Raw genomic sequence first — 3,755 nt, 5'->3', positions numbered from 1 at the left:
AACACGGTCCCTGTCGCGCTTGATGGGGACCGTGTTGGTCTCGACACGCTCGGCCGCAGGCGGCCTCACGGCTCGACCAGCGGCGGGGCTAGGGGACCTCTTTGAAGCGGAGGCCCTTGGGGTCTTCCGCCTCGATGATGGCCAGCTCCTCCGGGGTGGGCTCGCGGGTGAGGGGTGCGGTCGAGGCGTCGATCTCGAAGCCGGTGGCCTCCTGGAGCTCCTCGGGGGTGACGCCGCGGTGGATCGAGACGACCTTGACGAGCCCGGCGTCGTCGTAGCCGAAGACCGCGAGGTTGGTGACGATCACGCCGAGGTCGTGATACTTCCCGGCGGTGCCGGTGGCGCGGTCGTTGCCGACGCCGCTGGCGACGTCGACGCTCTCCACGAAGATCCGGGCGGAGTGCTTGGCGACCCAGTAGTCGACGCGGTGGTTGACGGTGTTGCCCGGAGCCCCGCGTACGCCGATCAGCTGCCGCTTCGGCTTGCGCCAGTCGCCGATCGAGGAGATGTTCTGGTTGCCGTGGCGGTCGATCTGGCTGGCGCCCATCATCGAGTGCCGGCGGCCGCTGGCGACGATGTCGAAGATGCTGCGGAACGGGACCCAGGCCTCGGGGGTGCCGCCGGCCGCCGCGGTCTTCAGCAGCGGCGGAGCCTCGGACATCATGAACGCCTCGCCGTCGCTGAGCGCGAGCTCGGGGGTGTGGGTGGCCTTGGCCAGGCGTACGCCGATGGCCGGGACGATCCCGACGGCGTGGGCGAGCACCTCGCCGGAGCCCTGGAAGGCGTCGGAGACGGCGGCGACGCAGATGTCTGCTCGGCTGATCGTCTGCAGGGTCACAGGTAACGCTCCTCGAACTCGGTCCAGTCGCTGTCTGATTCGGACTTGGCGGCGGCGACGTACGCCTTCTGGAAGTCTTCGTCCCGGCCGTAGTCGGGCTCGCAGGTGGTGAAGTGGGCGCCGCCGGGGGCCTCGACGACGTGGTTCACGAAGATCCGGGGGACCAGGAGGGTCTGCGGCGGGGCCTTGGCGGTCAGGTCGTCGGTGGAGACGATCTGCTCGACCGACATGATCGTGGTGTCGGCGGCCATCGCGAAGAGGTCGTCGAAGTAGGGGTCGGGGCCGAGGTACTGGCCGTTGCCGGCCGCGTCGGCGCGGTTGAGATGGATCAGCGAGACGTCGAGGCGGAGGCCGGGGACGGCGACGTACTCCTCCTCGTCGTAGGGCGACTTCACCGTCTTGAGGTCGGGGTTCATCGCCAGCACTTCGCTGCCGAGGCCGGCGCGGATCGGCTGGAACGAGAGCCGGTTCGCGCCGGCGCGCAGTCCGGCGACGAACATGCCCTCGTCGTACTCGCTCGTCTCCGGGATCTCGCCGCGCTCGCGGGCGCGGGTGAAGTTGGGGTCGAGCGGGATCGAGTCGAGGCTGACGAAGCCGTAGACCAGCTTGCGGATCTTCCCGGCGCGGGCGAGCAGGCCGACGTCGGGGCCGCCGAAGGCGACCACGGTCAGGTCGGTGATGTCGCTGCGAAGGATCTCCTTGACCAGCGCCATCGGCTTGCGGCGCGAGCCCCAGCCGCCGATGCCGATGGTCATCCCGGACTCGAGCTTGCTGGTGACCTCGGTGAGCGGCAATGTCTTGTCGAGCGGGGTCTTGTTCACGTGTCTCCTCGGAAGAGCTGGGCGGTGGCGTGAGCGCGCTTGAAGTAGAGGTGGGCGTCGTGCTCCCAGGTGATCGCCACGCCGCCATGGAGCTGGATCATCTCGACCGCGACCTGCGAGAACGCATCGGTGCACCAGGTCTTTGCGGCGTGGATTAGCTGTCGGTCGGGCGTGGGCTGGGTCAGCTCCCAGGCTGCCGCCCAGCTCATCGTCCTGGCGGTCTCGACCTGCACCAGCAGGTCGGCACAGCGGTGCTTGAGCGCCTGGAACGAGCCGAGCGGGCGGCCGAACTGGTGGCGCTCCTTGAGATAGCCGACCGTACGCTCCAGCGCCTCGCGCGCGGCCCCGGCCTGGAGGGCGGTCATCAAGGTCGCGCCGACGGTGGTGACGTACGCCGGGTCGACCGTCCCGACGACGTCCCCTGGGGTGTTGTCGTCGGTGACCGTCGCGAACCTCCAGGTCGGGTCCAGGGCCGGCGTCGGGGTGATCGTGACCGTCGAGGGATCGACCGCGTGGACCTGGTCGCCGCGCAGTACGAGGAGGATCTCCGCGCCGGAGGCGTCGATGACGAGGTCTGAACCCGGGACCACCACCGCGGCCGTGGCCCCGCCGGCGATGCGCTCGAGGAGCGCGCCGGCCTCGGGCGTCCCGGCAGCGGTCAGGACCTGGGTCGCCAGCAGGGTGCCGACGAACGGCGACGGGGTGAGCGTGGCGCCGAGCTCTTCGAGGACGAGATGGGCCTCGATGTAGGAGCAGCCGACACCGCCGTGCTCCTCGGGGACGGCCAGCGCGGTCACGCCGATCTGCTCGGCGAGCGTCTGCCACAAGGTGGTGTCGTAGCCCTCGGGCGTCGCGATCGCCGCACGGAGGTCCATCGACGCGGCGCGCTTGGCGATCAACGTGTGCACCGTCGCGACCAGGTCGGACTGCTCCTCGGTGAGCGCGAACCTCATGACCGACCCCCCACGTGCACGATTCGTGCGCCCTGTCGACGTGCTTGAAAGCACCGATCGTGCACGTGCGCGATCGGTGCACTGATCGCGGTGGTATTGGTGCACGGATCATGCACGGTCATCGGGCCTCCGTCAGGCGGGAGAGGATCCGCGCACGATGCTCGGCCGGGGTGCCCCAGGCGCCGACTAGCGCACGGACCTTGAGGATCCACAAGCTCAGGTCGAACTCGCGGGTGTAGCCGATCGCACCGTGGACCTGGAGCGCGGTGCGCGAGGCGAGGTAGGAGGCGTCACCGGCTGCGACCTTGGCCGCAGAGACGTCTTGCGGGGCGAGGGTCAGGCTCGCGTTGTGCACCAGCGGCGCAGCGAAGTCCAGGGCGACACGTACGTCGGCCAGCAGGTGCTTCACCGCCTGCTGAGCCCCGATCGGCTTGCCGAACTGGTGCCGCTGCTGGGCGTACGTGACGGTGTCGTGGAGCAGCCTGTTGCCGGCTCCTAGAAGCTGGGCACTGCAGACCAGACTTCCGAGATCCAGGGACTCACCTGCGTCGACGGTAGCGATCTGCTCGGTTGGAGTGAGGTCGAAGAGGTGTCGTGTCGCGTCGACGGATTCATGTCGGTCGCCAGGCTCAGCGCGGTACAGCGCAGAGGTGGTCGTGAGCGTGAAAGCGTGGTCGGCGACGTCCGCATCGAGTGCCCGGGGCGTCATCCGCGGGATCGCGAGCGTGGCGACGGTCTCGCCTGAGGCGATCCCGGCGAGCACCTTGGCCTCACCGACCTGTGTCAGCAGCCCCGGGAGGACGGCGACGGACTCGACCCAGGGACCAGGAACTCCGTGATACCCGAGGCGCTCGAACGCGACAGTGACGTCGGCTGGCGACCCACCTGATCCGTCATATTCCTCGGGCACCAACAACCCTGTGACCCCCAGCTCCCCAAGGCGCTGCCACAACGACAGCCCGAGTTCAGGGTCCCCATCAGCCCACGAACGTGCCGCGCCCGGAGTGTCGGAGGCACCCAACAGATCGTCGAGTGCGTCCGCGAACGCCTTCTGTTCAGGCGTACGTCCGAACCGCATGTGTTCCTCCTTGTGTCACCGCTGCACAGTGAGGTTACCAAGCAAATGCTTGGTCGTCGAGGAAG

General features: G+C 68.8%; 4 protein-coding genes. All 4 read right to left on the bottom strand.

From position 1 onward, the window contains the following. Positions 1-88: 88 nt before the first annotated feature. The 4 genes from ACFU7D_RS29015 to ACFU7D_RS29000 all read right to left on the bottom strand — a co-directional run bounded on the left by ACFU7D_RS29015 (position 89) and on the right by ACFU7D_RS29000 (position 3,690). Positions 89-838 (bottom strand): CoA-transferase subunit beta, encoded by a 750-nt coding sequence (locus ACFU7D_RS29015; RefSeq protein ID WP_378873820.1) that lies wholly within the window; start codon positions 836-838, stop codon positions 89-91. Continuing rightward, the gene (locus tag ACFU7D_RS29010; protein WP_378873817.1) at positions 835-1,659 is read right to left on the bottom strand and encodes a CoA transferase subunit A; all 825 of its coding nucleotides are present in this window, start codon (positions 1,657-1,659) and stop codon (positions 835-837) included. Before ACFU7D_RS29010 ends, ACFU7D_RS29015 begins: the two co-directional genes overlap by 4 nt. Then, positions 1,656-2,612 carry an acyl-CoA dehydrogenase family protein gene (locus ACFU7D_RS29005; RefSeq protein ID WP_378873815.1) on the bottom strand — a complete coding sequence of 319 codons (957 nt, stop codon included), beginning with the start codon at positions 2,610-2,612 and terminating at the stop codon, positions 1,656-1,658. Before ACFU7D_RS29005 ends, ACFU7D_RS29010 begins: the two co-directional genes overlap by 4 nt. Positions 2,613-2,730: 118 nt before the next feature. Next, positions 2,731-3,690, bottom strand: a complete 960-nt coding sequence (locus ACFU7D_RS29000) for an acyl-CoA dehydrogenase family protein (RefSeq protein WP_378873812.1) — start codon at positions 3,688-3,690, stop codon at positions 2,731-2,733. Positions 3,691-3,755 lie beyond the last annotated feature (65 nt).

Source organism: Nocardioides sp. NPDC057577 (assembly GCF_042801335.1).
Taxonomy (GTDB): Bacteria; Actinomycetota; Actinomycetes; order Propionibacteriales; family Nocardioidaceae; genus Nocardioides.
This window is presented reverse-complemented; position numbering and strand designations above follow the sequence as displayed.